Below are 20,306 nucleotides of genomic sequence, written 5' to 3' on the forward strand. Positions count from 1 at the left end.
TCGAAGCAAGGCTATTTGACGTGCCGGCCGCCGTTGACGGTCAGGGTCGTGCCGGTGACGTAGGGGTTGTCCAGCAGATAACGCAGGCTCTGATAGATCACTTCGCTGCCGGGCTCGATGCCCAGCGCGGACTTGGCCAGGGCCTTGGCACGGTAGGCCGCGTCGTCTTCGGGATTGAACAGTAGCAGGGCCGGGGCAATTGCGTTGACCTTGATGTGTGGCGCGTATTTCGCCGCGAACGACAGAGTCAGGCTTTCGAGCCCGGCCTTGGTGGCGCAATAGGCGATATGCCGGCTGCTGCCCTTGCGCGTGACGTCATCGCTGATGTGCACGATATCTGCCGGGGTTGAGCGTTGCAGCAGCTCGGCACACTGCAGGTTGATCAGGTAGGGGGCGAGCATGTGCACGGTGAACATGGCGTTGAACGCGGCTGCTTCGTGGCCGGGCGTCTCGGTCAGCCATGCCGAGGCGTTGTGGACAATCGCGCGCAATCGGTCGGTGTGCTGCTTGAGCTGATCAATGAAGGCCAAAATCCCGGTCTCACTGGAAAAGTCAGCAAACAGCACGATCGCTCCCATATCCCGCAACGCCTGCACGCCCGGGCGCTCGGTGCGGAAAGTGGCGATGACCGGATGACCGTCTTCGAGCAGTCGACGGGCGCAGTGCAAACCGACGCGCTGGGCTGCGCCAGTGATCAGGATCGGAGCGATGGCGCTGGGCATAGGAAGGCTCGGTTCACGGCAATCGCAAAACTATAACAGCGACGCAAGGTGGCGACGACTCTGTGGGAGCAAGCCCGCTCCCACAGTGGCCCTTGTTGAACGCGAACGCTGCGGCCGACGAGAGCGGCCCGGCCTCACTGATTCTGCGTAGCCGGCTTGGCTGGCAGTGCTTTGGGCGCTGCACCGTTCAACCAACCCGCCAGCAGGTGAGTCGACATCGGAATAAACAGATAGACCATCAGTGGCGTCAGAATGAGCGTGCTGATCAGCACGCGGCTCATCATTCCCAGCTCACTGAGCAATGGCCCCAGCAGAAAGTTGAACAGTAGCGACACCGGAAAGAACGCGAGCCAGATGGCCACGGCCTGTTTCCAGCGTGGTGGACGTTGATCGCTGGCGCCAAACCAACCGTCGATACCGCGCACCCTGTGTTCCGAAGGGTGGGCAAACAGCTCGCTGCCTCGCGCCAGCCAGGCCGTGCGCGAGGCTGAGTGTTCCCAGGCGTGCAGGGTCTGCTCGTCGGCAAAGCGGAAAATAATCTGGAATTCATCGCTCTGAGGCGGTGGCGCGAGTACACCGGAACCCAGGTAGCCGGGAAAGTCGGTGGCCAATTGTTCGCCTTCACGCAACCAGGCGATCAGGTCCTGATAGCGCCCATTGGCGACACGACGGGCAACCATCAAGGTGACAGGTGAGGTAGACATTATGTATCTCCGTAAAACAGGTGCGGTACTCCGGGTAGGAGATTCGCGGGAACACCCCAGGGTGGTGGGGCGCGTCCGTTCGCCAAAAAGCACGCAAGGTTTATTCCTTCTTGAGTGAAAAGCAACAAAATCGCGCATCAGTTGTGTTGTTATTGTCATCCTATGACTCAGAGGGAGTACACTGGGATCCAATTTGCCAGCCGGAACTGTCTGCCAAAATGAGCGTAATCACTGAGGAAAACTTCGTTTTCCAGGCAACCACTGCCTTGAGGCAGGAGGAACTGTTCCCCATCCGCGAAGTCGCGCGACTGACCGGCGTGAATCCCGTGACCTTGCGCGCGTGGGAGCGTCGCTACGGTCTGATCCAGCCCACACGCACCGAAAGCGGGCATCGCTTGTACTCCTTGGGCGACATCGAAAAGGTGCGCAGCATCCTCGCCTGGATTGAGCGCGGGGTGGCCGTGAGCAAAGTGGGAAAGATCCTGACCAAGACCGAATCGGTGCAACCGGTTTCCGCGCTTATTTCCTCGGATCTGGTGAGAGCCGATTATGCCCAATGGCAACAGCAGGTGGCTGGCGCGGTTGGCAACTTTGACGACATAGAGCTGGATCGTCTCTACGGGCAGATATTTTCCACCTACGCTGTGCCGATCGTATTTCAGGACATCCTGATGCCGGTCTGGCGACAGTTGCAGCAACGCCAGCAAGAGTTCGGACAAACCAGCGAATGGGTGTTTTTCGATGGGTTCCTGCGATCACGTATCATCCAGCGACTCTTGCTCAAGCGCGAAGCCCATTCGCGGCGCGTGTTGGTTGTGGGCATTGTCGGTCAATGTCGAGAGCTGGAGTTGCTGGTCACAGCGCTGTTCGTCTCCAAGGCGGAAGTCGGCGTCAGGGTGTTGACCATTGGGTTGCCATTCGACGAACTGACCCTGGTGTGCCAGAAAATCCAGCCGTTGGCGTTGGTGCTGGTTTCCAACCATGCACCGCCTCCGGAGTTACCCAAACGCCTGAACAAGTTGGCGATGGGCCTGGACTGCCCGCTGATGCTGGCCGGTGATGCGTCCGATCTGCTTCAGGACAGCCTCGCCGGGTCGTCGATCGGTTGCCTGGGCAATGAAGGGACCTTGATGCACCAGCGGTTGCGACAGCTATTGGCGGGTAATCTGGATACCTGATAACCGGCAGGTCAAGCCGTGCACTAGATGTGCATGGCCGGATGGGTCAGGCGGTGTTGCTGAAGGATGTATTGACGCAGGCGCTCGGTCTCATCCTCGTCATTCTGGCTCAGGTGGTAGGCGTACAGGCCCTGAGCGGTTTCCCGTTCCAGTGTGCCGCGCAAGGAAATCCTTTCATAACCTGACGGGCTGAACCACAAGGCGAATTGCTTTGGCGGCTTGGTCCGACTGCGGTTCTGCAACAGGATTCCTTTGCAGGACACCTCATGGACCCAGAGCGGTCCGGGCTGGCCCTTGGCATTTTCCAGCGCCACCGGCTCGTCAAGTGTGAGGCGCCATGGCCGAATTTTCGGCCCGTCTTCGTAGATGCTGGGCACACCCAGACGCAGGTGCATTGCGTGGAACTCGTCTTCCACCAGGTGCAACGGAAAAGTCATTTGCTGGTTTTCGAAGTTGGCTTGCAGCGTGACCTGTTCGTTGGCCGCCAGGCGCGTCAGCAAGTCACGAATTTGCGACCCGCCGTTTACCAGCAAGCTCGACGTGACATCCCGCTCGTTGAGTTGCGGGTTGTGCTGCATGGTCCGGATGAAATCCAATTCATCCTGCGTCAGTAGGGCGTCGCGCTGCATGATGTGCTCGAAAAGAGGATTTACACTTTCACTGGTGATTGTAGTGACTGACCGCTAATTCGCCGGTTTGTTTGCGCCGTTCGTCGCTTCGAGTCGGGCAATGGTTGCTCGTGCTTCAGCCAGCTCCTTCTCCAGTTGGGCGACGCGTTGCTGAGCCTTGACCTGAGCGGTCACGTCTTTTTGCACACCCACGAAATAGGTGCGTCCGTCAGCCTCGTTTTTCACCGTCGACAGAGACAACTCATTCCAGAAAGGGCTGCCGTCCTTGCGGTAGTTGCGCAGTATCTCCCGGCAGGCACCGTCCTGCTTCAGGGCCGTGCGAATCTGCTCCAGGGCCGGCTGATCGCGATCACCGGACTGCAGGAAACGGCAATCCTGATAAAGAATCTCTTCACTGCTGTAACCGGTCAGGCGTTCGAATGCCGGATTTACGTAGATCAGGATATTGTCTTCGTCGCCTTCTTTTTCTGCGATGACGATGCCGTCGTTCGAGGCGTTGATGACCAGTTGCATCAGTTGAGCGTTAATCATGGGCGACATCCCTTGAACATCCCTGTATGCGCTGCATTTTAGAAGAACCTACCGCGATGTCTACTGGCCATTATTGGTTGTTGAGAGTCAATCGCAGCATTGCGTCTGAGCCTGCTACTATCGCCGCTCTTTTTATTCAGATTCAGGATCAGATTGATGAAAGTCGCCATCCTTTCGGGTTCCGTTTACGGGACCGCCGAAGAAGTTGCTCGGCACGCCGCCAAACTGCTCGGTGAAGCGGGTTTTGAAACGCTGCACAACCCGCGCGCAAGCCTTGCGGACATTCAGGCATTTGGCCCGGCGGCCTTGCTGGCCGTGACTTCCACGACGGGTATGGGAGAGTTGCCGGACAACTTGATGCCATTATATTCGACGATTTGCGACCAATTGCCAGCCTCCTTTCGTGACCTGCCTGGTGCCGTGATAGGCCTGGGCGACGCCAGCTATGGTGATACCTTCTGCGGCGGTGGCGAGCAGATGCGCGAGTTGTTCTCCGAGTTGGGCGTGCGCGAGGTGTTGCCCATGTTGCGTCTGGATGCCAGCGAAAGCGTCACCCCGGAAACCGATGCCGAACCTTGGCTGGAGGCGTTGATCGAGGCGCTGCGTCGCTAACGTAATGTGAGGTGAACGGCCACCCTCGGATGACTCGCTCGGCCAGTAAGCTGGCTGCCAATGCAACTACCGACCCCGCTGGAGCTGACTAGACTTGGTTAGCTTGTTCATGACTGTTCTGGAACAAGTACCTATAACTAGAAAGCAGAGGTCAGAGCCGTGAGCGTAGCGCCCGTCCCATCGACACTCAGCATCAAAGATCAGGTCAGTGCCGCCGAATGGCAAACCCGCGTCGATCTGGCCGCCTGCTACCGGCTTGTCGCCTTGCATGGCTGGGATGACCTGATATTCACGCATATCTCCGCCAAGGTTCCCGGTACTGATGATTTTTTGATCAATCCGTTCGGGTTGATGTTTCATGAGGTCACCGCCTCGAGCCTGGTCAAGGTCGATCAGGCCGGCAACAAGCTGATGGACAGCCCCTACGAGATCAATCCGGCCGGTTATACCATCCACAGCGCGGTGCATGAGGTGCGGCACGATGTGGTGTGTGTGCTGCATACCCACACGGCAGCCGGCGTTGCTGTGTCGGCACAGAAGCAGGGTATGTTGCCCATCAGCCAGCAGTCGTTGTTCGTATTGTCGAGTCTGGCGTATCACGCCTATGAAGGCGTGGCCCTCAATCACGAAGAGAAGGCCCGCCTGCAGGCGGATCTGGGCGACAATAATTTCCTGATGCTGCACAACCACGGTCTGCTGACCTGCGGCGGCACCATTGCCGACACCTTCCTGATGATGTTCACCTTTCAGCGAGCCTGTGACATCCAGGTCCTGGCGCTCAACGGTGGGGCGGAACTGATCGCCATTGAGCCGCAGATACTGGCCGGCGCCCGGGCGATGATTGCCGGGGTGACCAAAAGCGCTCAAGGCATGGGAGGCGCGCTGGCATGGCCGGCGTTGCTGCGTAAGCTGGATCAACAAGATTCGGGTTATAGATGCTGATGCCTCTGGTCCAGATTCCCCTGCGTATTTGGCGCCAGCGCGGCCAGACCTTGATGTTCCGCGGCCACGCTATTCGGTATTGGGTGGCGGGGCACGGCGAGCCGTTGTTGCTGATCCATGGTTTCCCCACCGCCAGTTGGGACTGGCATTACCTGTGGCAGCCGCTGGCACAGCGTTATCGGGTGATCGCCTGCGACATGCTCGGTTTTGGCGACTCGGCCAAGCCGACGGATCATGTCTACAGCCTGTTGGAACAGGCTGACCTGCAGCAGGCTTTGCTGGCTCATTTGAATGTGAAGCAAGCCGTGCATGTACTGGCCCATGATTATGGTGACAGCGTGGCCCAGGAGCTGCTCGCCCGTCACTACGAAGCGCGCATCGAACTTGCCAGTTGTGTCTTTCTCAACGGTGGTCTGTTTCCGGAAACCCATCGCCCGGTGCTGATGCAAAAACTGTTGCTCAGCCCCTTGGGCTGGCTATTGGGTCGGGCTTTTTCCCGAGAGGGTCTGGTCAAGAGCTTTCGCCAGATATTCGGCCCCAGGACCGGCCCGACCGAAAGCGAGCTGGACGATTACTGGAGTCTCGTCGAAACCCATCACGGACCGCGGATCATGCACAAACTCATCGCCTATATTCCTGAGCGGCGGGTGCAGCGTGACCGCTGGGTGCAGGCCATGCAGCGCGGCGAGGTGGCGCTGCGGGTGATCGACGGCGCGGTTGATCCGATTTCCGGCGAGCATATGGTGGCGCGCTACGAGGCGCTGATCCCCAACCCTGACACCGTACTGCTGCCCGACATCGGCCACTACCCACACACCGAAGCCCCGGTGCAGGTACTCAAACATTACCTGGAGTTTCGCGAAAACAGGACCGCGCCGGTCAGGCAGGTGGTCTGCTCATAAGTGCTGAAGGTTGGCGCACTGTCGCGAGCAGGTTCGCCCCCTGATGAGGGCCGCGGCTCCCACAGCAGAACCGACGCTCATCATCCCCTCACCTTATTGCCCACCATTCACTCCCAACCCTGATGATTGTGACGGGTCGCCCTGTGCCCGACACTCGGGGCATTGTCCTATTGCCTGCTGGAGTTCTGCTCATGAATGAGTCTGTACGCTTCGAAGATAAAGTCGTGATCGTCACGGGTGCCGGTGGTGGTCTGGGGCGAGCCCATGCCCTGTTGTTCGCCAGGCAGGGGGCCAAAGTGCTGGTCAACGACCTCGGCGGCTCTGCCCAGGGAGAAGGAGCCAACGCCTCGGCGGCGGATCGGGTGGTCGCTGAAATTCGCCAGGCCGGTGGCATTGCCGAAGCGAACCACGACTCCGTCACCGATGGTGACAAGCTTGTTCAAAATGCGCTCGACGTGTTTGGCCGGGTCGATGTCGTGGTCAACAACGCCGGGATTCTGCGGGACAAGACCTTCCACAAAATGGAGGACGCCGACTGGGACCTGGTCTACCGCGTCCATGTCGAGGGTGCCTACAAGGTCACCCGCGCCGCCTGGCCACACCTGCGTGAGCAGAATTACGGACGGGTGATCTTTACGGCCTCCACGTCCGGCATCTACGGCAACTTCGGTCAATCCAACTACGGCATGGCCAAGCTTGGCCTTTATGGCCTGACGCGCACCCTGGCCATCGAAGGTCGCAAGAACAATATTCTGGTCAACGCCATCGCGCCCACCGGTGGTACCCGCATGACCGAAGGCCTGATCCCGCCACAGATGTTCGAACAGCTCAAGCCGGAACTCGTCAGCCCATTGGTGGTGTACCTGGCCAGCGAGGCCTGCCAGGAAACCTCCGGGCTGTTCGAAGTGGGCGGCGGCTGGATGGGCAAGGTGCGTTGGGAGCGCAGCCTGGGGGCCGGCTTCGATCCAAGCAAAGGTTTCTCACCCGAAGACGTCGCGGCCCACTGGCAGCAGATCTGTGATTTCGAGGGCGCGGTACACCCCAATGACAACCTTGAAGCGTTGAAGGAAATGATGGCGAACTTGCAGCGCTACACCGTTTGACCTTGCGGCCTCGACCCGTTGCCGTCACACGCGGCAACGGTGCTCAGGGGACGTATTTCTTCACCAGCGCCGCCAGATTCGCGGCAGTCTCGATGTCCATCACACCGTCGTATTTCGCTGGACGAAAGTGCAACTGAAAAGCTCGCACCAAACGCTGAAAACCCACACTTGTGGCAGCTGCCGACGTGTCATACCCATATTTGCGGAACAAGCCAAGCAGTTGCTCGCGCGTCGGCAGGCCGTTGCATTGGTAGGCGCGGGTGTAAGCCTTCTGCGTGGGTTCATCGAACCAGGCGCCGATGCCCTTCAGATACAGCGCGTGCCAGGGGAACATCGGGCCGGGATCGCTTTTCCTGCCCGCCGCAATATCCGAGTGTCCCACCACATTGACCGGGCTGATGTCCGGATAGCGCTTGAGGATGTTCAACGCCAGGTATTCGATCGCCTCGACTTGCTGAGGCGGATAAGGCGGGAAGGTAAATTGCCCGTGGTTATCGGTGGCCAGGTTGACGATTTCAACACCGATTGAGGTGTCGTTCAGATTCGTGCGACCACCCCAACTGCTGACTCCTGCGTGCCAGGCACGTTGGTTCTCGTCCACCAGGTTGAAAATCTGCGGTTCCTGGAAACCGGCTTTCAAGTAACTCGGGTCGGTGAAGTCCGGGATGAGGTAGTGGGCGCTGACAGAGGAACCGGTCAGTGCGTTGATGGAGGATGAAAAGTTCGCGGCGGTGTAATGAAAGACTAGGAAGCGAATTCTATTGTTGTAGCCTTTTACCGAGCGATAGCTATTGTAGTTGATAAGTGTCATAAAAACTCACTGAGGTTTAAAGTCAAAACAGAATGCTGTGACTGATATTCAGCCTAACAGTGAGTTTTTGATGCGGCCGTAGTGGGATTCTTGCTTTGTTGTAGGAATAGGCCTTAGAAGGTTTGGGAGTCTACTGTTGGTAAGAGTAAGGCACAAAAATAATCTTGTGGCATTTAAAAAAAGTGTCGCTGAAATTTCAGCGGCCAAGTTGCTTGGGTACGGTATGGATCAGGTGTATCTCTTCTCTAACATGAATTTAGGTGCTTTCCAGTTTGGACCTTTGATGCATAGCCCTTTTTCACCGCGTGCCAGCACTCCTGCGTCGAAAAGTTTTATGTAAGTTTTTTCAAGTTCTCCATGCTGGATAAGCTCACGATTGTGGCGTCTGATCAGCATGTCTAAATGTGGGTTTGCTTTCAGTAACGCAAATACCGTGACGATCTCTTCCAATGGCTCGTTCTTGACTATTTGCTCAACAGTGTTCATTGCGACATCTCCTTCAGAAGCTGCTGGTAATCTCTTTCGTCCTGTAGGTTTGCTTTGGCTAAGGCCTCCGGCGTGTAGAGCAATGTCTCGCGATCTTGGATCTGATAATCTTCGAGCGTTGCGGTATGGGCATTAATTCAGTCGGGTGTAGAAACTGGCGATGAATCGAGGAGATGTTTGGTGCGTTAGTGAACTCTCAGAGGGATGGCTAAGTAGAAGCCGCGGCAAAGGCAGCGGCTAGCAAAGTCGGTTTGCGAGATCAGGTATATTTTTTTCGAGCACGAATGTTGGGGGTTTCCAGTTTGGACCTTTGATGGCAACGGGGCCTTCACCGTTTGCCAATACGCCTTCCTCAAACAGTCTTGCATAGGTCCTTAGTAACTCTCCATTTGCGACTGCTTCAAATCTATAGCGACCGATCATTCGGTCGAGCGATGGATAAGCCAAGCTGATACCGAAAGCAGAAACAATATCTGTGATCGACTCGTTTTTTACAATTTGCTCGATGCTACTCATTAATATTCTCCTTTCAAAAGGCGCTTGTATATCTGATGCATTTGTTTCTTTCCTGCCTCAAGCGCTTCCGGGGAATACAGCAATGATTCGCTGCTGCTCAGTTTATAGTCTTCCAATGTCGCAGTATGGGCGTTGTTCCATTCGGGGGAACCGCTGCTCGGATTAAAGTCGTGTCCACTGTGTTCATCGATTTCCTTTTCGACAAGTGCATTTCAAATGTCCCTGTCGGCATTCACTGTTTGCCGCCGTTCATGTTCATTTGTCTCATCGCCATCAAGACGTGAAGAAGACTATAAGTTTGATTGCACAAACTGGGCAGGTGAGAGATTCCGACCATGTTGTAGGAAACGAGAAGTTTCACGCAGGAAATAAACCCACATAAAAAAGGCCGCTGCAAAAAGCGGCGGCCTGAAAATGACGTTGCAAAGGAGCAAAAAACCAACGTCAGTGAACACGGGAGGTGATGGACCGATGCGCCAATCCATCCGAATGACGGTGCGCCGGTCGCGAGGGACGCGATGGCGGCTTGTACCTGCAGGCCCGTTGCCCTGAAAGTCCGGCCAGCATAGGGATTGGGCAGCAGGGGAAACAGCCCGGATCCGGACATGCACCGTTGCAGGGCATGCAACAGTTGAAAAGACCTGATGGGTATGCGCGGCGTTGATAACCCATCATCCAGTGCGTCCATGCGCGGCGCAAAGCCCCGTATTTCATGGGCTGTAATCCTTTCGGGGTACAGCGCGAATACCTCCTTGGTGCGCTTATCGCCCATGTCGTGCGGCAGTAGGGTGAAGGCTCTGTCACTCACCGGGGAAGACGCATGACAACAATAACAATGCGCGCCATCTTCAAGCCGCAGGCGCTGGCCGTCGCGGTGGCCTTGGGCTGCTCTGCCCAGGCCCAGGCCGTTTCATTCAACATTGGCGAGATCGAGGGGCAGTTCGACTCCTCGTTGTCCGTGGGCGCGAGCTGGGGCATGCGCGATGCCGACAGGGACTTGGTCGGCAGCGTCAACGGCGGTACCGGGCAATCCTCCACCGGTGACGATGGGCGGCTGAACTTCAAGAAGGGCGAGACCTTTTCCAAGATATTCAAAGGCCTGCACGATCTCGAGCTCAAGTATGGTGATACGGGTGTGTTCGTGCGCGGCAAGTATTGGTATGACTTCGAACTCAAGGACGAAAGCCGCCCGTTCAAGGACATCAGCGACAGCAACCGCAAGGAAGGCTCCAAGTCGTCAGGGGCGCAGCTTCTCGATGCGTTTGTCTATCACAATTACTCCATCGCCGACTTGCCGGGTACGGTGCGTGCGGGCAAGCAGGTGGTCAGTTGGGGTGAAAGCACCTTCATCGGTAACTCCATCAACAGCATCAACCCGGTGGACGTCTCCGCGTTTCGCCGTCCGGGTGCCGAGATCAAGGAAGGCCTGATCCCGGTGAACATGTTGTTCGCCTCCCAGGGCTTGACCGACAAACTCACCATCGAAGGTTTCTACCAACTGGAGTGGGACCAGACCGTGGTGGATAACTGCGGCACGTTCTTCGGCAACGACGTGGTGGCCGATGGCTGCACCAGCGGCTACACCGTGGGCAGTCCGGCGATTGCGCCGTTCGTGCCCTTGACCCAGGCATTTGGCCAGGAGATCCAGGTGTCCAGCGAAGGGGTGATCATTCCCCGTGGTGGCGACCGCGACGCTCGCGACTCCGGCCAATGGGGCACGGCGCTGCGCTGGCTCGGCGATGACACCGAGTACGGCCTGTACTTCATGAACTACCACAGCCGCACGCCGACTGTAGGCACCACCACCGCCGGCCTGTCTACGTTGTCTGCACTGCCGGGAATGGTCGCGATTGCAGAAGGGCTTGCTCCTGGCAGCGGTGCGGGGCTGGCGCAAAGCGTGATGCTGGGCCGCGGTGGGTACTACCTTGAATACCCGGAAGACATCCGCCTGTACGGCGCCAGTTTCTCCACGACGTTGCCCACCGGCACCGCCTGGACCGGGGAAATCAGCTACCGTCCCAATGCGCCGGTGCAGGTCAACACCAACGACCTGACCCTGGCTCTGGTCAATCCGATTGCCGGTGGTGCGGCTTCGCCCATCGCGACGTCACCCGGTGCGGACAATACCGGTTATCGCCGCAAGGAAGTGACCCAGATCCAGAGTACCATGACGCACTTCTTCGACCAGGTGCTGGGCGCTGATCGCCTGACCGTGGTGGGCGAGGCGGCGGTGGTGCATGTGGGTGGGCTGGAATCCAAGGACAAGCTGCGTTATGGCCGTGACTCGGTTTACGGCCAGTACGGGTTCGGCGGTGACACCGACGGCTTCGTCACCTCGACCTCCTGGGGCTATCGCGCCCGGGCAATTCTTGACTACTCCAACGTCGTTGCCGGTATCAACTTCAAGCCCAACGTCTCCTGGTCCCATGACGTCGCCGGCTACGGCCCCAACGGCTTGTTCAACGAAGGCGCCAAGGCCATCAGCCTGGGTGTCGATGCCGACTACCGCAACACCTATACCGCCAGCCTGAGTTACACCGACTTTTTCGGCGGCGACTACAACGTCCTCGAAGACCGCGACTTCCTCGCGTTGAGCTTTGGCGTGAACTTCTGATCCGGCTGACAAGGAAAAACCAATGCGCAAGATGATTCTGCAGTGCGGTGCCCTGGCCCTGAGCCTGCTGGCCGCGAACGTGATGGCGGCGGTTTCGCCGGATGAAGCGAACAAACTGGGCACCAGCCTCACACCGCTGGGCGCGGAAAAGGCAGGCAATGCCGACGGCTCGATTCCGGCCTGGACCGGTGGCATCGCCAAAGACGCTGGGGCGGTGGACAGCAAAGGCTTTTTGGCCGATCCCTTTGCCAGTGAAAAACCGCTGTTCACCATCACCGCCGAGACCGTGGACAAGTACAAGGACAAGCTTTCCGAAGGCCAGATCGCGATGTTCAAGCGCTATCCGCAAACCTACAAGATTCCGGTCTATCCGACCCATCGCAGCGTCTCACTACCGCCAGAGATCTACGAGTCGGCCAAGCGCAGCGCCCTCAACGTCACCACCATCAATGACGGCAACGGCCTGGCCAATTTCACCGGCAACCGTTACTACGCGTTCCCGATTCCCAAGAGCGGCGTAGAAGTGCTGTGGAACCACGTCACCCGTTATCACGGCGGCAACGTGCGGCGCATCATCACCCAGGCCACTCCGCAAACCAACGGCAGCTTCACACCGATCCGCTTCGAAGAAGAGATCGCTGTGCCGTTTTTGATCAAAGACGCCGATCCGGATAAGGCCAGCAACGTGCTGACCTATTTCAAACAGTCGGTCACCGCGCCGGCGCGTCTGGCCGGTAACGTGCTGCTGGTGCATGAAACCCTTGACCAGGTGAAGGAGCCGCGCCTGGCCTGGATCTACAACGCCGGCCAGCGCCGTGTGCGTCGTGCCCCGCAAGTGGCCTACGACGGCCCAGGCACCGCCGCCGACGGGTTGCGTACCTCCGATAACTTCGACCTGTTCTCCGGCGCGCCGGACCGCTACGACTGGAAATTGGTGGGGAAGAAGGAAATGTACATCCCCTACAACAGCTACAAACTGGATTCCCCCAGCCTCAAGTACGACGACGTGATCAAGGCCGGCCACATCAATCAGGATCTGACCCGCTATGAATTGCATCGGGTCTGGGAAGTGGTCGGTACGGTCAAGCCAAACGAACGTCACATCTACGCCAAGCGCCACATGTACTTCGACGAGGATAGCTGGCAGGCGGCGCTGGTGGATCACTACGACGGTCGCGGTCAACTGTGGCGGGTGGCCGAAGGTCATGCCCAGTTCTACTACGCCAACCAGAACCCGGGCTACACCCTTGAGGCGCTCTACGACATCATCGCCGGCCGCTACATTGCACTGGGGATGAAGAACGAAGAGAAGCGCAGCTACGAGTACGGTTTCGAAGCCAGGGCTGCGGACTTCACGCCCGCGGCGCTGCGCTCGACGGGGGTTCGTTAGGGCGAAGTAAGTTGTCGCATTGTTGACGTCAAGCGTACCCCCCGTAGGAGCTGCCGCAGGCTGCGATCCTTTGATCTTCAAGCATCAGGAAAAAGATCGCAGCCTTCGGCAGCTCCTACAAAATAATCGGGATGACCGGCAATCGATTTGCCGGTCTTTTTTTATGGGCGCCAATCAGCGCGCTGAATACTTCTCCAAAGGTGAGCGCCACAGGGCTAGGGTGATGAAACAATAATAAACAGGACTTCGCACATGACCGCCATGACCCCGTGTCCGGACCGTCCTGGATTGCGGCCCCGCCTGTCTTCGACCCATGTGCCGCGCAGGTCCTTGAGCGAGCCCTTGCTGGCCTCCGAGGCGCGGGTAAAACTGCTTTGCGCGCCGGCGGGCAGTGGCAAGAGTGCGTTGTTCGCTGAGTGTTTCCTGCAGGCCCCCGCCGGTTGCCGGTTGCATTGGTTGCCGCTTGGGGGCGCGACGTTGGACGCGGCGCAAATGTGCGAGCGTCTGGCGCAGACCCTCGGGCTGCCGCTGCTGGATGAAGGCGGACTGTTGGCGCACCTGGCGGGCTTGCAAGCGCCGACCTGGCTGTTCCTGGATGATTATTGTCGGGTATCCAATCCCGAACTGGACCAGTTTCTCGATCGTCTGTTGAGCATCAGCAGTCCGGCGCTTCACCTTTGGTTGAATGGTCGCCGCCGTCCTCACTGCAACTGGCCGCGCCTGTTGCTTGATGATGAACTGCATGAGTTCGATGCGCAGGCGCTGGTCTTCACCCATGACGATGTCCAGCAGTTGCTCAAACATCTGCCCAGCCCCCAGGGCGCTCGCACCGCGCGCGAGGTGATACAGCGCAGCGGCGGTTGGTGCGCCGGGGTGCGCATCGCCCTGCTTGAACGTTGTGAATGGGCGCGCAGCCACGCGTCGCCGGGGCGGCCCGGGACCCTGCATGACTACCTTGAATATGAGTTGTTCAGTACGCTGACCCCGGATCTGGCGCAGGCCTGGCGAGTGTTGGCGCATCTGCCTCGCTTCAATGCCCGGCTCTGCGAGCATCTGTTTGGCGACACGGTGGGTGCCGAATGCCTGCCCTTGTTGCTGGACCTGGGCTGTTTCATCGAGCCGTGGGAGCAATCTTCGGACTGGCTGCAGATTTTCCCGGCCCTGGCCCGACTGGTGCGTGACGAGCCCTGGCCGCAGGGACGCTCCTGGCATCGGCGGGCTTGCCAGTGGTTTGCCGCCGAGCAGGATTGGCAAATGGCATTCGAGCAGGCCATGCAAGCGCAAGAGTTCGAGGCTGCCGTCAGTTTCCTGCAGCATTTGAATTTTGAACACGTATTGCAGCGCAGCAACGTGACGCTGCTGCTCAAGCTGCATGATCAACAAGGTGAAGCGCTGACACTCGGCACGCCGCAATCGGTGGGGTTGGTCACGGCTGCGTTGCTGTTCGCCGGGCGCTTCGATCAGGCATCGGCGTGCATCGAACAACTGGCCAGGTTCATGCCGCAACCTTCGGCCTGCCTGCAGCGACAACTGCTGGCCCGGTGGCAGGTTCTGCAGGGCTGGCTGCTGCACCTTTCGGGCGATGGCGAGCCGTCCCGCGAGCACTTGCTCCAAGCCCAGGCGAGTCTGGACCGAGAGGCCTGGGCCTTGCGCCTGCTGTGCCAGTTGGGGCTGACACAGCAGGCGCTGCTCAAGGGGGAACTGGCCTCTGCGCAATGGATCAACCGCCAGGCACTGTGCCTGGCGCGTGCCCAAGGCTCCTTGGTCTTCGAGGGCTTGCTGGAACTGGATCACGCCCAAGTCCTGGAGCAACGCGGCGCCCCTCACCGGGCCGACCATCTGTTGAGCGCAGTTCAGGCGTTGCTCGATAAGCCGGGCCAGGACTTTTCTGCCTTGCTGGGACGTATTGCCCTACGCCGTGGCCGTCTGGCTTTGCGCATGGGGTTGGCCGAGCGGGCTGCCGAGCAGTTCCAGGCGGGCCTGGAAACGGGCCTGCATTGCCAGGACAAACAAGTGCTTTATGGTTTTCTCGGCAAGGCCACCCTGGCGGCCAATGGCGGCGACTATGGCGAGGCTTTCCTGCAACTGCGCGATGCCGAGCGGATCATGCAGCAGCGGCACATCCCCGACACGGTGTACCGGGGCGTGCTGTTGCAAACCAGTTGCCAGTTCTGGCTGCAACAGGGACGCCCGGAACTGGCCCACGAAGCCCTGACCCGAGTCTTGCGTCACTTTCGCGGACCGCAGGCCAAGCATGCCCCACCTGCGACCCTTGAGTTGATCCCTCGGCTTGAGTACTTGTTGGTGCTGACCGAGGTTTATCTGCATCGGGCGCAAGACCCGCAAGCGCAACTCAAGGCAATGATCGCCCGGGCACAGCACGGTGAAATGCATGGCCTGGAGACCGAACTGTATCTGGCGCTGGCTGAAGTTGTCTGGCTGTCCGCTGATCGTTCCCAGGCACGTTCGCTCGTGCAAGAGGGGCTCAAGCGAGTGGCCTGTTGGCGGGCTGAACAAGCCTTGTGCGAGTTACGCGCGCGCCAGCCCGATCTGTTGGGCTGGGCGCAATCGGCTGAGCACATCGAGCAGCCGGCAGTGGCAGTCGAAGACACGTTGCTAAGTCATCGGGAACTGGAAGTGCTGGAGCTCATTGCCCAGGGTTATTCAAATCAGCAGATTGCCGAACGTTTGTTCATATCCTTGCACACGGTAAAAACCCATTCGCGGCGGATACACAGCAAGTTAGGCGTCCAGCGGCGCACGCAGGCGGTGGCCAAGGCCAAAGTCATGGGTGTGATGAGATAAGGAATTCGCAGGTGCAAGACGATACCGGCCTGCCCAGCCTGCCCTTGCTCACGGCAATAAGTCAGTGATCAGGATTGTCCCGGATTTGCTGATCTGATCCTGCCCCCGCCTCATACCCCATTCGCCAACTCACGGCCCGGGTCGCCGCCAGCAGTCGTTGCGCCGCCGGGCCGTTCTCGTCGGCATGAAACAGGGAGGTCGGGCCGACAATGGTCATCACCGCCGTCACCTGGCCGACGGCATTGAATACCGGGGCTGACAGGGCATCCACGCCGGGCATCAGCAAGCCATGCACATGGTGCAGGCCACGACTGCGAATCTGCTGACACAGAGCCGCATAGGCCTTGTCGTCGGCCAGGGCATGGGCGGTGGAGGCGCTCACTTCCTGCTCGCGCAGGCCGATCGTCTCGCGCGCTGGCAGATAAGCGCTGAACACCAGCCCCGTGGACGAGCTGAGCAGCGGCAATACCGACCCCAGTTGCGTCACCACGGTGACTGCCCGTATGGCGGGTTCGATCCGAACGACGGTGGCACCGTGATTGCCCCACACCGCCAGGAAACAGGTTTCGTTCAAGTCGTCGCGCAGTTCGGCCAAGGGCAGGGCGGCCACTTGCAATACGTCCATGCCATTCAATGCCGCCAGGCCCACGCGCAAGGCTTCGCGCCCGAGGCCGTAGTGGTTGGTGGAGGTGTTCTGTTCAGCGAAACCGCTGGCGATCAAGGCCTGCAGGTATCGATGAACCTTGCTTGCCGGCATTTGCACGTGTTCGGCCAGGCGCGACAGCGACGTGGAGGGCGACAGCTCGGCCAGGGCCTTGAGGATGTCGGTGCCGACTTCGGCCGAGCGGACTTTCTGTTTACCGTTGCTGAGCGGGGTTTCCATGGAGGCGCGGAGTCCAGAGGCGAATGGGCGTCTTTATAGCTTGACGGTCGCTGTCGAGCAAATTACGTTATGCGTAATTGAATTACGATAAAAATAACCTGTGCGCCTGACGTTTCTTCGTGGAACGACGAGGTCGTACCCAGTCCTGTGTTCAGGAGGCTCCATGACCCTCGATTCCACAGTGTCGGACCTGGCTTATCAGTCAGGCTTTGGCAATGAATTTGCCAGCGAAGCGCTGCCCGGCGCCTTGCCCGTTGGCCAGAACTCCCCGCAAAAAGCCCCTTACGGTCTCTATGCCGAATTGTTCTCCGGCACGGCCTTCACCATGGTTCGCAGCGAAGCGCGGCGTACCTGGATGTATCGCATCCGGCCGTCGGCCAATCATCCGGCCTTCGTCAAGCTTGAACATCAGATAGCGGGCGGTCCTCTGGGTGAGGTCACGCCCAATCGCCTGCGCTGGAACCCGTTGGATATTCCCGTTGAACCGACCGATTTCATCGATGGGCTGGTGCGCATGGCGGCCAATGCCGGCTCGGACAAACCGGCCGGCATCAGCCTCTACCATTACCGCGCCAACCGTTCCATGGAGCGGGTGTTTTTCAATGCCGACGGGGAATGGTTGATCGTGCCGCAACTGGGACGGCTGCGCATCGCCACCGAACTGGGCCTGCTGGAACTGGCACCGCTGGAAATCGCCGTCATCCCCCGGGGCCTGAAATTTCGCGTCGAGCTGCTTGATCCAAACGCCCGCGGCTATATCGCCGAAAACCATGGTGCGCCGTTGCGCCTGCCGGACCTTGGGCCGATCGGCAGTAACGGCCTGGCCAACCCACGGGATTTTCTGGCGCCGGTTGCTCATTACGAAAACCTCGCCCGACCGACTGCGCTGGTGCAGAAATTCCTCGGTGAGTTGTGGGGTTGCGAGCTGGATCATTCGCCCTTTGATGTGGTGGCTTGGCATGGCAACAACGTGCCATACAAATATGACCTGCGCCGTTTCAACACTATCGGCACGGTCAGTTTCGACCATCCGGACCCCTCGATTTTCACCGTGCTGACGTCACCCACCAGCGTCCATGGGCTGGCCAATCTCGACTTCGTGATCTTCCCGCCGCGCTGGATGGTCGCTGAAAACACCTTCCGTCCGCCGTGGTTTCACCGCAACCTGATGAACGAGTTCATGGGGTTGATCCAGGGCGCCTACGATGCAAAGGCCGAAGGTTTCCTGCCGGGTGGTGCGTCCTTGCACAGTTGCATGAGTGCCCATGGCCCGGACGGCGAAACCTGCACCAGGGCGATCAATGCCGCGCTTGAACCGGTGAAAATCGACAACACCATGGCCTTCATGTTCGAGACCAGCCAAGTGCTGCGCCCGAGCCGTTTCGCCCTGGATTGCCCACAATTGCAAACTGACTACGACGCCTGCTGGGCCTCGCTGCCGGTCACTTTCGACCCGACCCGGAGATAACCCATGACTCACGTTTCCCCTACCCGTAGTTGGGTTGCCTGCGCCAACGGCCATGCCGACTTCCCCCTGCAAAACCTGCCGTTGGGCGTTTTCAGCGTTCAAGGCGACAGCCCTCGTAGCGGCGTGGCTATTGGCGAGCGGATTTTCGATTTACAGGCCGCGCTGCAGGCGGGCCTGTTTGACGGCGCTGCGCGCGACGCTGTTGAAGCCATGAGTGGCGGCCAGTTGAATGCGTTCTTCGAGCTGGGGCGTGGTGCTCGGGTGGCCTTGCGTGAACGGCTGCTGGACCTGCTGCGCGAAGACAGCCCGTTGCGGGGCAAGATCGAAGCCCAGGGCTCGAAGCTGCTGGTTCTCGCCGCTGACTGCCAGATGCACCTGCCGGCAAAAATCAACGACTACACCGACTTCTACGTAGGCATCGAACACGCGCAAAACGTCGGTAAGTTGTTCCGTCCCGACAATCCGCTGTTGCCCAACTACAAGTACGTGCCCATTGGTTATCACGGGCGTGCCTCGACCATTCGCCCGTCCGGCACCGACGTGCGCCGGCCCAAGGGCCAGACGCTGCCCGCCGGCCAGAGCGAGCCGACCTTTGGCCCGTGCGCGCGGCTGGACTATGAACTGGAACTGGGCATCTGGATCGGCAAGGGCAATGCACTGGGCGAAGCCATTGCCATCGGCGATGCCGCCGAGCACATTGGCGGCTTCTGCCTGCTCAACGATTGGTCGGCCCGGGATATCCAGGCCTGGGAATATCAGCCGCTGGGGCCCTTTCTGTCCAAAAGTTTCCTGACCAGTATCTCGCCATGGGTGGTGACGGCCGAAGCCCTCGAACCCTTCCGCCGCCCGCAACCGGCGCGTCCGGCAGGCGATCCACAGCCATTGCCGTACCTGCTGGACAAGCGTGACCAGGCCGGTGGGGCCTTTGACATCGAGCTGGAAGTCCTGCTGCTGACCGAAGCCATGCGCGAGCAGAACCTGCCGGCCCATCGCCTGACGTTGAGCAACACCCAGTACATGTACTGGACCGTCGCGCAGATGGTCGCCCACCACAGCGTCAATGGTTGCCAGTTGCAGGCCGGTGACCTGTTCGGTTCGGGCACCTTGTCGGGGCCTGAAAGTGGTCAGTTCGGCAGCCTGCTGGAGATTACCGAGGGCGGTAAAAAGCCAATCGAGCTGGCTTCTGGCGAAGTGCGCAAATTCCTCGAGGACGGCGACGAAATCATCCTGCGGGCCCGTTGCAGTCGCGAGGGCTTTGCCTCCATCGGCTTCGGCGAATGCCGGGGCAAGATCCTGCCGGCGCGGTGAGGGAACTGGGCATGGAACTCTACACTTACTACCGTTCCACTTCGTCCTATCGAGTGCGCATCGCCCTGGCCCTCAAGGGCCTGGATTACCAGGCCCTGCCGGTCAACCTGATCGCTCCGCCGGGAGGCGAGCATCGTCAGCCGGCCTACCTGGCGATCAACCCTCAGGGCCGGGTTCCGGCGCTGCGTACCGACGAAGGCGTGTTGCTGGTGCAGTCACCCGCCATCATCGAATACCTGGAGGAACGTTATCCACAGGTGCCGCTACTCAGCGCCGACCTGGCGCTTCGCGCCCGGGAGCGGGGGGTGGCGGCGCTGATCGGTTGCGACATTCATCCGTTGCACAACGTCAGCGTGCTCAACCAACTGCGGCAGTGGGGCCACGATGAAACGCACGTGGCACAGTGGATTGGGCATTGGATCGACCAGGGACTGGCAGCAGTGGAGCAGTTGATCGGGGATGATGGCTACTGCTTTGGTACGACACCTGGGGTCGCGGACGTGTACCTGATCCCGCAGTTGTACGCGGCCGAACGGTTCAATGCCTCCCTGGAGGCGTATCCACGGATCCGTCGCGTTGCGGCGTTGGCGGCCGCGCATCCAGCGTTTCAACAGGCGCATCCGGCAAATCAGCCCGATACACCTTGATTCCCCTGTGGGAGCGAGCCTGCTCGCGATGGCGGTGGATCAGATACGACGATGG

Annotated in this window: 20 protein-coding genes; 11 read left to right on the forward strand and 9 right to left on the reverse strand. The window is 59.4% G+C overall.

The genetic code is table 11. The features are described from left to right. Positions 1-11: 11 nt before the first annotated feature. On the reverse strand, positions 12-722 hold the full coding sequence (gene folM, locus BM132_RS14420; protein ID WP_092456132.1) for a dihydromonapterin reductase: 711 nt from the start codon (positions 720-722) through the stop codon (positions 12-14). A gap of 134 nt (positions 723-856) precedes the next feature. Beyond that, entirely contained in the window at positions 857-1,426 is a 570-nt protein-coding gene (locus BM132_RS14425) for an antibiotic biosynthesis monooxygenase (RefSeq protein ID WP_092394003.1), read from the reverse strand. A gap of 218 nt (positions 1,427-1,644) precedes the next feature. Between BM132_RS14425 and BM132_RS14430 the strand changes: the two genes are divergently transcribed. Further along, positions 1,645-2,604 (forward strand): MerR family transcriptional regulator, encoded by a 960-nt coding sequence (locus BM132_RS14430; RefSeq protein WP_092394000.1) that lies wholly within the window; start codon positions 1,645-1,647, stop codon positions 2,602-2,604. Positions 2,605-2,627: 23 nt separating this feature from the next. Here BM132_RS14430 and BM132_RS14435 read toward each other — a convergent pair whose 3' ends face one another. Together BM132_RS14435 and BM132_RS14440 are read right to left on the reverse strand one after the other, a co-directional pair. Next, positions 2,628-3,233 (reverse strand): hypothetical protein, encoded by a 606-nt coding sequence (locus BM132_RS14435; RefSeq protein WP_092393997.1) that lies wholly within the window; start codon positions 3,231-3,233, stop codon positions 2,628-2,630. Between the two features lie 54 nt (positions 3,234-3,287). After that, positions 3,288-3,764, reverse strand: a complete 477-nt coding sequence (locus BM132_RS14440; protein ID WP_092456135.1) for a PAS domain-containing protein — start codon at positions 3,762-3,764, stop codon at positions 3,288-3,290. A gap of 156 nt (positions 3,765-3,920) precedes the next feature. Between BM132_RS14440 and BM132_RS14445 the strand changes: the two genes are divergently transcribed. From BM132_RS14445 to BM132_RS14460, 4 genes are all read left to right on the forward strand, one after another. Then, the gene (locus BM132_RS14445) at positions 3,921-4,376 is read left to right on the forward strand and encodes a flavodoxin (RefSeq protein ID WP_092456138.1); all 456 of its coding nucleotides are present in this window, start codon (positions 3,921-3,923) and stop codon (positions 4,374-4,376) included. A 159-nt stretch (positions 4,377-4,535) separates the two neighbouring features. Further along, positions 4,536-5,318 (forward strand): class II aldolase/adducin family protein, encoded by a 783-nt coding sequence (locus BM132_RS14450; protein ID WP_092456141.1) that lies wholly within the window; start codon positions 4,536-4,538, stop codon positions 5,316-5,318. Beyond that, on the forward strand, positions 5,318-6,220 hold the full coding sequence (locus BM132_RS14455; RefSeq protein ID WP_092456526.1) for an alpha/beta fold hydrolase: 903 nt from the start codon (positions 5,318-5,320) through the stop codon (positions 6,218-6,220). The genes BM132_RS14450 and BM132_RS14455 overlap by 1 nt, the downstream gene beginning before the upstream one ends. Before the next feature lie 191 nt (positions 6,221-6,411). Beyond that, positions 6,412-7,323 (forward strand): SDR family oxidoreductase, encoded by a 912-nt coding sequence (locus BM132_RS14460; protein WP_092456144.1) that lies wholly within the window; start codon positions 6,412-6,414, stop codon positions 7,321-7,323. Positions 7,324-7,366: 43 nt separating this feature from the next. On the opposite strand, the gene BM132_RS14465 is transcribed toward BM132_RS14460, so the two are convergent. From BM132_RS14465 to BM132_RS14480, 4 genes are all read right to left on the reverse strand, one after another. Then, the gene (locus BM132_RS14465; protein ID WP_092456147.1) at positions 7,367-8,134 is read right to left on the reverse strand and encodes an N-acetylmuramoyl-L-alanine amidase; all 768 of its coding nucleotides are present in this window, start codon (positions 8,132-8,134) and stop codon (positions 7,367-7,369) included. A gap of 228 nt (positions 8,135-8,362) precedes the next feature. Beyond that, positions 8,363-8,620: a hypothetical protein gene (locus BM132_RS14470; protein WP_092456150.1), complete on the reverse strand. Its 258-nt coding sequence runs from the start codon at positions 8,618-8,620 to the stop codon at positions 8,363-8,365. 237 nt (positions 8,621-8,857) lie between these two features. Then, the gene (locus BM132_RS14475) at positions 8,858-9,136 is read right to left on the reverse strand and encodes an immunity protein (protein ID WP_092456153.1); all 279 of its coding nucleotides are present in this window, start codon (positions 9,134-9,136) and stop codon (positions 8,858-8,860) included. A gap of 232 nt (positions 9,137-9,368) precedes the next feature. After that, positions 9,369-9,908: a hypothetical protein gene (locus BM132_RS14480; protein WP_092456156.1), complete on the reverse strand. Its 540-nt coding sequence runs from the start codon at positions 9,906-9,908 to the stop codon at positions 9,369-9,371. A gap of 48 nt (positions 9,909-9,956) precedes the next feature. Between BM132_RS14480 and BM132_RS14485 the strand changes: the two genes are divergently transcribed. From BM132_RS14485 to BM132_RS14495, 3 genes are all read left to right on the forward strand, one after another. Continuing rightward, positions 9,957-11,750, forward strand: coding sequence for a DUF1302 domain-containing protein (locus tag BM132_RS14485; protein WP_092393979.1), 1,794 nt, complete (start codon positions 9,957-9,959; stop codon positions 11,748-11,750). A 22-nt stretch (positions 11,751-11,772) separates the two neighbouring features. Then, positions 11,773-13,140 (forward strand): DUF1329 domain-containing protein, encoded by a 1,368-nt coding sequence (locus BM132_RS14490; protein ID WP_092456159.1) that lies wholly within the window; start codon positions 11,773-11,775, stop codon positions 13,138-13,140. A 252-nt stretch (positions 13,141-13,392) separates the two neighbouring features. Then, positions 13,393-15,945, forward strand: a complete 2,553-nt coding sequence (locus BM132_RS14495) for a helix-turn-helix transcriptional regulator (RefSeq protein WP_092456162.1) — start codon at positions 13,393-13,395, stop codon at positions 15,943-15,945. 61 nt (positions 15,946-16,006) lie between these two features. Here the strand turns inward: BM132_RS14495 and BM132_RS14500 are convergent, their stop codons facing one another. Next, on the reverse strand, positions 16,007-16,828 hold the full coding sequence (locus BM132_RS14500; protein ID WP_092393969.1) for an IclR family transcriptional regulator: 822 nt from the start codon (positions 16,826-16,828) through the stop codon (positions 16,007-16,009). Positions 16,829-16,991: 163 nt separating this feature from the next. Between BM132_RS14500 and hmgA the strand changes: the two genes are divergently transcribed. From hmgA to maiA, 3 genes are read left to right on the forward strand one after another with little or no spacing between them, the layout of a single operon-like run. Next, entirely contained in the window at positions 16,992-18,296 is a 1,305-nt protein-coding gene (gene hmgA / locus BM132_RS14505; protein WP_092456165.1) for a homogentisate 1,2-dioxygenase, read from the forward strand. Between the two features lie 3 nt (positions 18,297-18,299). Then, complete coding sequence (gene fahA, locus BM132_RS14510; protein ID WP_092456168.1) at positions 18,300-19,604, forward strand: fumarylacetoacetase; 1,305 nt, start codon at positions 18,300-18,302, stop codon at positions 19,602-19,604. A gap of 11 nt (positions 19,605-19,615) precedes the next feature. Further along, complete coding sequence (gene maiA, locus BM132_RS14515; protein ID WP_092456171.1) at positions 19,616-20,251, forward strand: maleylacetoacetate isomerase; 636 nt, start codon at positions 19,616-19,618, stop codon at positions 20,249-20,251. The last annotated feature ends 55 nt before the right edge of the window (positions 20,252-20,306 follow it).

Source organism: Pseudomonas sp. NFACC45, from assembly GCF_900113505.1.
GTDB lineage: Bacteria > Pseudomonadota > Gammaproteobacteria > Pseudomonadales > Pseudomonadaceae > Aquipseudomonas > Aquipseudomonas tehranensis.

Excerpts from the sequence above, each read along its gene's own strand:
- BM132_RS14495 (WP_092456162.1), top strand. The coding sequence starts at position 13,393 with ATGACCGCCATGACCCCGTGTCCGGACCGTCCTGGATTGCGGCCCCGC.
- BM132_RS14500 (WP_092393969.1), bottom strand. The coding sequence starts at position 16,828 with ATGGAAACCCCGCTCAGCAACGGTAAACAGAAAGTCCGCTCGGCCGAA.
- BM132_RS14485 (WP_092393979.1), top strand. The coding sequence starts at position 9,957 with ATGACAACAATAACAATGCGCGCCATCTTCAAGCCGCAGGCGCTGGCC.
- BM132_RS14480 (WP_092456156.1), bottom strand. The coding sequence starts at position 9,908 with ATGGGCGATAAGCGCACCAAGGAGGTATTCGCGCTGTACCCCGAAAGG.
- BM132_RS14460 (WP_092456144.1), top strand. The coding sequence starts at position 6,412 with ATGAATGAGTCTGTACGCTTCGAAGATAAAGTCGTGATCGTCACGGGT.
- hmgA (WP_092456165.1), top strand. The coding sequence starts at position 16,992 with ATGACCCTCGATTCCACAGTGTCGGACCTGGCTTATCAGTCAGGCTTT.
- BM132_RS14440 (WP_092456135.1), bottom strand. The coding sequence starts at position 3,764 with ATGATTAACGCTCAACTGATGCAACTGGTCATCAACGCCTCGAACGAC.
- BM132_RS14445 (WP_092456138.1), top strand. The coding sequence starts at position 3,921 with ATGAAAGTCGCCATCCTTTCGGGTTCCGTTTACGGGACCGCCGAAGAA.
- BM132_RS14475 (WP_092456153.1), bottom strand. The coding sequence starts at position 9,136 with ATGAGTAGCATCGAGCAAATTGTAAAAAACGAGTCGATCACAGATATT.
- BM132_RS14490 (WP_092456159.1), top strand. The coding sequence starts at position 11,773 with ATGCGCAAGATGATTCTGCAGTGCGGTGCCCTGGCCCTGAGCCTGCTG.
- BM132_RS14465 (WP_092456147.1), bottom strand. The coding sequence starts at position 8,134 with ATGACACTTATCAACTACAATAGCTATCGCTCGGTAAAAGGCTACAAC.
- BM132_RS14425 (WP_092394003.1), bottom strand. The coding sequence starts at position 1,426 with ATGTCTACCTCACCTGTCACCTTGATGGTTGCCCGTCGTGTCGCCAAT.
- BM132_RS14435 (WP_092393997.1), bottom strand. The coding sequence starts at position 3,233 with ATGCAGCGCGACGCCCTACTGACGCAGGATGAATTGGATTTCATCCGG.
- BM132_RS14430 (WP_092394000.1), top strand. The coding sequence starts at position 1,645 with ATGAGCGTAATCACTGAGGAAAACTTCGTTTTCCAGGCAACCACTGCC.
- maiA (WP_092456171.1), top strand. The coding sequence starts at position 19,616 with ATGGAACTCTACACTTACTACCGTTCCACTTCGTCCTATCGAGTGCGC.
- BM132_RS14470 (WP_092456150.1), bottom strand. The coding sequence starts at position 8,620 with ATGAACACTGTTGAGCAAATAGTCAAGAACGAGCCATTGGAAGAGATC.
- folM (WP_092456132.1), bottom strand. The coding sequence starts at position 722 with ATGCCCAGCGCCATCGCTCCGATCCTGATCACTGGCGCAGCCCAGCGC.
- BM132_RS14455 (WP_092456526.1), top strand. The coding sequence starts at position 5,318 with ATGCCTCTGGTCCAGATTCCCCTGCGTATTTGGCGCCAGCGCGGCCAG.
- fahA (WP_092456168.1), top strand. The coding sequence starts at position 18,300 with ATGACTCACGTTTCCCCTACCCGTAGTTGGGTTGCCTGCGCCAACGGC.